The organism is Streptomyces sp. NPDC002513, from assembly GCF_053595355.1.
The window spans coordinates 1-5043 of record NZ_JBSFXK010000128.1; the positions used below are offsets into that span (position 1 = coordinate 1).

Here is a 5043-nt window from a genome sequence, read left to right on the forward strand (position 1 = left end):
CGTTCGGTGGTGGTGTCGGGTGCGCGGGAGGCCGTCGACGCGCTGGTGGGTGTGTTTCGGGAGGGTGGGGTGCGGGCGACGTGGTTGCGGGTGAGCCATGCGTTTCACTCGCCGTTGATGGGGCCGGTGTTGGAGGAGTTCACGGCGGTCGCGGAGGGGGTGTCGTACCGGGAGCCGGTGCTGCCGGCGGTGTCCAGTGTGAGCGGGCGGGTGGTGGAGGCGGGGGAGTGGACGAGTGCCGCGTACTGGGCGGAGCAGATTCGCCGGCCGGTGCGTTTCCATGACGCCCTTGCCGCTCTCACGACGTCTCAGGGTGCCACCCGGCTGCTGGAGATCGGGCCCGACCCCGTCCTCACCGCCCAGGCCCCCACGGACACCGCCGTGGCCGTGAGCGTGCTGCGCCGCGACCGCGCCGAGACCGACGCGCTGCTGACGGCACTCGCCGAGGTCTTCGTGCGCGGCACGGACGTCGACTGGGCGGCGGTGTTCGACGGGACCGGCGCGCGACGGGTCGACCTGCCGACGTACGCCTTCCGCCGCCGCCGCTACTGGCTGCCCGACCACGCCGGGGACAACAGCGTGCCCGACCTGCTCGGCACCGCGCGGGAGAACGACGTACCGGACGCGGCGCACGCGCCCGGCGACCGGCTCCGGGCGCTCCCGGCGGCCGGGCGCGAGCAGGCGGTCGTGGAGGTGATCGTGTCCCAGGCGGCCCATGTGCTCGGTCATGCCGACCTCACCGAGGTCGGCGTCACGCAGCGGTTCATGGAACTCGGCTTCACCTCACTGTCGCTGGCCGACCTCCGCAACCGGATCAACCGGGCCTGCGGACTCGATCTGCCGACCGGAGCCCTCTACGACCATGCCACCCCCCACGCCCTGGCCGCGCACGTCAACGCCCTCCTGGCCCTGCGGGAGGGAAGTGACACGCGCGAGGGACCGCACGCGGCCGACCCGGTCACCGCACTCGTGCGGTACGCGTTCGAGCGGCACCTGTACGACAAGGGGCTCGACCTGCTGGACCTGGCCGCCGCGACGCGTCCCGATGACGAGCGGCCCGCACGCCGCCCCGTGCGCCTGGCCACCGGCACCCAGGGCGACACCCTGCTGTGCCTGCCCTCACTCGTCGCCCCGTCCACTCCGTACCAGTACGCGCGCTTCGCCGCCGCCCTCGAAGGCGTCCGGGACGTGTGGGTGCTGCCCACACCCGGCTACGCGCCGGGCGAGCCACTGCCGGACCGCCCGGAGGCCGCCGCGGCACGGCTGGCGCGGACGGTGCTCGACGCATTCGGCGACAAGCCGCCGGCCCTCGTCGCCTACTCCTCGGGCGGCTGGCTCGCCCACCTCCTCGATGCCGCGCTTTCCGAGGCGGGCGCACCGCCCAGCGCCCTGGTGCTGCTGGACTCCCCGGCCCCGGCCGAACAGGACCTCGCCCTGGCGATGGTGGGCACGTCCTGCCGGTTGATGGAGGAGTTCCCGGAGGTCCCCGTCGACGTCGACCAGCTCACCGCGACCGCCCACTACGGCCGGCTGTTCACCGGCTGGCGGCCCACGGGTGAGGAGGCGTCCGGGCGGACCCTGTTCGTCGCCGCCGCCGAACACGATCCCGCGCTGCTCATGGGCGCCGACCGCCCGTCCTGGCCGCTGCCGCACGAGGCGGTCGAGGTCCCCGGCAACCATGCCACCCTGCTCGACGGCGACGCGGAGACCACGGCCCGGACCGTACACACCTGGCTGCTCGACCGCTGAGCGGGCCGGGCGGAGGAGGTGGGCGCATCGCACCGAGCAAGCGGTGAACGCGCTGTGCGGAACCGGCTGCGTCGCCGCCGGGACCGTTTGCGATCACCACGGCCAGGGCAAGATCCGCGCGTATGATCGCGCAAGCGCGACCTGGTAGGGACCAACTCAGCCAACCCCTATGCAGGGAACTGCAGTTCAGGAGTATCGGTGGCCTCACCCAGCAGACCGAAGGCGGCCTGCCGGCCCGGACTCGTCGGCCGGAACCTGGAGCTGACGCTCATACGGGAACACCTCCACGGGATGGCCGAGGGACGGGCGGTACTGCTGCGTGGCCCCGTCGGCATCGGCAAGACCAGTCTGATGCGCGCCGCGTTGGACGAGCTGGCGGGCGACGCCCAGATCCTCACCGTGAAGTGCCAGGAGACCGGCGCAGGCGCCTATGAGGCCGTTCGGACGCTGTTCGCCCCCCTGCGGCTGACCGCCGAGGACTGCGCTGACCATTCGCTGCTGGACGGCAGCGCCGGCCTCGCACTGCCCGCCCTCACCCCGGGCCACGGGGCGGGGGGCGCGCCCGCCGACAGCTACTCCGTCATGCACGGCCTGTACTGGCTCACCGCCTCCCTCGCCGCCCGGCGGCCCGTCGTGCTCGCCGTCGACGACGTCCAGTGGTGCGACGAGGCGTCCCTGCGCTGGCTCGGCTTCCTGCTGCGCCGTGCCGACGACCTGCCCGTCGTCCTGTTCATGACGCTGCGCAGCGCGGCCGGGACCGAACGCCCCGATGTGCTGGACGAGATGGCCGACGCCGCGAACTGCCTCACCGTGGACGTCGCCCCGCTGCCCGAGGAGGCGATCCGTGACCTGCTCGCCACCGTCCTCGGCACCGCCCCCGCACCGGCCCTGGTGACCCGCTGCACCGAACTGACCGGCGGCATCCCCCTCTTGGTGCAGACGCTGGCCGCCGAACTCGACGAACCCTCCACGGCCACAACGGACGCCGAGACGCTGGCCCGTTTCCATCTCGACCGCCTCACCCCGGACCGGCGGGCCGTGGCCAGGGCGATCGCCGTGCTGGAGACCGACGACCTCGACATGGTCGCCACCCTGGCCCGGACCCGGCCCGGTCCCGCGGGCAGCGCCGTCGACGCGCTGCGCGAGGCCGGCCTGCTGCGCCCCGACTCCCTCGGCTTCCGGCACGACCTCATCCGCCAGGCCGTCCTCGCCGACACCCCCGAGAACGAGCTGGCGGCCCTGCGCGAACGCGCGGCCCGGCTGCTCAACGACTCCGGCAGCCCCGCCGATCAGGTCGCCGTCCAGCTGCTGCACCTGCCCGAGATCCCCGAGCCCTGGATGGTGACCGCGCTGCGCTCCGCCGCGCGCGGCGCCGAACAGCGCGGTGCCCCCGCGACCGCAGGCCGGTACCTCGACCTCGCCCTGCGCCACGATCCCGACGACGCCGGCCTGCTGTCCGCCGCCGCCCGTGCCACCGCCCACAGCGACCCGCGCGCCGCCCTCGCCCGGCTCGAACACGCCCTGTCCCTGGTGACCGAACCGCGCACCCGTTGCGGCCTCGTCCTCCAGTACGTGATCACAGCGCTCGGCGCGTACAGCTCGCTGCGCGCCTTCGAACTCGTCACCGAGACCCTGGTGCTGTGCGAGACCGAACTCGGCGACACGCCCGCCGACCGGGCGCTGCGCACCCGTGTGGAAGCCATGGTGCTGGTCTCCGGCCTCGACGAGAAGTCGACCGTACGGCGGGTCGGCGAGCGCTTCGCCGGCCATCCGCTGCCCGCCGGGGAGACCGCCGAGGAACGGCTGCTGCTGGGCATGCTGTGCGCGCTGGGCACCCTGGAGGGCCGCCCCGCCGCCGACCTCGTACCCGCCGCCGAACTGGTCCTGAGCGTCGGCGACATCTCCCTGGGCGGCTGGGGCGCCCTCGGCTCCAGCCTCGCCCTCTATCTCGCTGACGAGATCAAGCCCGTCGACGCGGCACTCACCGCGCTCCTCGACCACGCCACCCGCCGCGGCGAGATATGGACCTGCGCCGTCGCCTCCACCACCCGCGCGCAGGTCCACCTGTGGGCCGGGAACATCCTGCAGACCCTGTCCGACGCCCAGTTCGCCTACGACCTGGTCTGCCGCGACCTGGACATGCCCGGCGCCGTCGGCCCCAGCAGCATCCTCGCCGCGGCCCTCGTGCACCGCGGCGAGGCCCGCCGCGCCGAGGAACTGCTCGACCGCGTCGACCGGCCCCGCCTCGACCGGTTCACCCTCGAATACCACACCTACCTGCATGTTCGGGCCCGCGCCCGGGCCGCCCTCGGCGACCTCGAAGGTGCCCTCGACTACCTTCTGACCTGTGGCGAAAGCCTCGAAAGGGCCGGTATCGGCAGCCCCGTCCTGGCCCCTTGGTGGTACGACGCCGCCCAGGTGCTCGCCCGACTCGGGCGTCCCGGCGAGGGCTTGGACCTGGTGGCGCGGGTCGCCCCCGCCGTCCACCGCTGGGGCACCCCGCGAGCGCGTGGCATGCTCGCCCACGCCCGCGGGATCCTCACCCCCGGCGACCCCGGCATCGACGAACTCACCGAGGCCGTCCGCCTGCTCGACGGCACCCCCGGCCGCCTGGAACACGCCCGCGCCGAATACGAACTGGGCCGCATGCTCCTCGCCCGCGACGACAGCGGGCGCGCCCGGGAACGGCTGCGCCGCGCAATCGACATCGCCGTCCTGTGCGGCGACCGGCTCCTGCTCGACCAGGCGCTGCCCGCCCTCTCGGAGGCCGGCGGACGGCTCAGGCGCAGCACCGAATCACGGACCGCGGCCCTGAGCGGAAACGAACGCCAGGTGGCCGAAAAGGCCGCGGGCGGAGCCACCAACCGACAGATCGCCGAAATGTTGTTTCTCACGCAGCGTACCGTCGAGTTCCATCTCACCAACGTTTACCAAAAGCTCGGTATAAATGGCCGTGACGAACTGGCCGCCGCCCTGACCCCGGCTCCGACAGCTACCCGTTGACCGTGCCCCACCCGTTTTTTCCGGCCTCCTTCTTCGGACCGCGACAGCTATGCAGAAATGGACGGCAGTCTATGTGCGTTCCTGGGGAACCCATTGTGAAGCAAAGATTGTTGATTCTCCGGGTGCCACTGTTGCCCGGGAGCGACCGGAGAACGTCATGCGCCGGACGGGCGGGCGGTGGACACGTCCGGCCCGCACCCAACGTCGCTTCCTAAGCGGCCTTTTGCAGCTCGGCGTTGATCTTCTCCTCGGGGTCGAGGCGGTGGATGTGGATGTCGTGTGTGACGCGGC

The 5043-nt window shown here is 72.8% G+C and carries 3 protein-coding genes; all 3 read left to right on the plus strand.

Translation table 11 applies throughout. The annotated features are described in order from the left end of the window. Positions 1 to 1749 (plus strand): acyltransferase domain-containing protein (locus ACWD5Q_RS35080; RefSeq protein ID WP_451431118.1); only part of this gene is annotated, 1749 nt, incomplete at its 5' end. Between the two features lie 198 nt (positions 1750 to 1947). After that, positions 1948 to 4752: a helix-turn-helix transcriptional regulator gene (locus ACWD5Q_RS35085; protein WP_451431119.1), complete on the plus strand. Its 2805-nt coding sequence runs from the start codon at positions 1948 to 1950 to the stop codon at positions 4750 to 4752. Between the two features lie 49 nt (positions 4753 to 4801). Beyond that, positions 4802 to 5043 (plus strand): hypothetical protein (locus ACWD5Q_RS35090; RefSeq protein WP_451431120.1); only part of this gene is annotated, 242 nt, incomplete at its 3' end.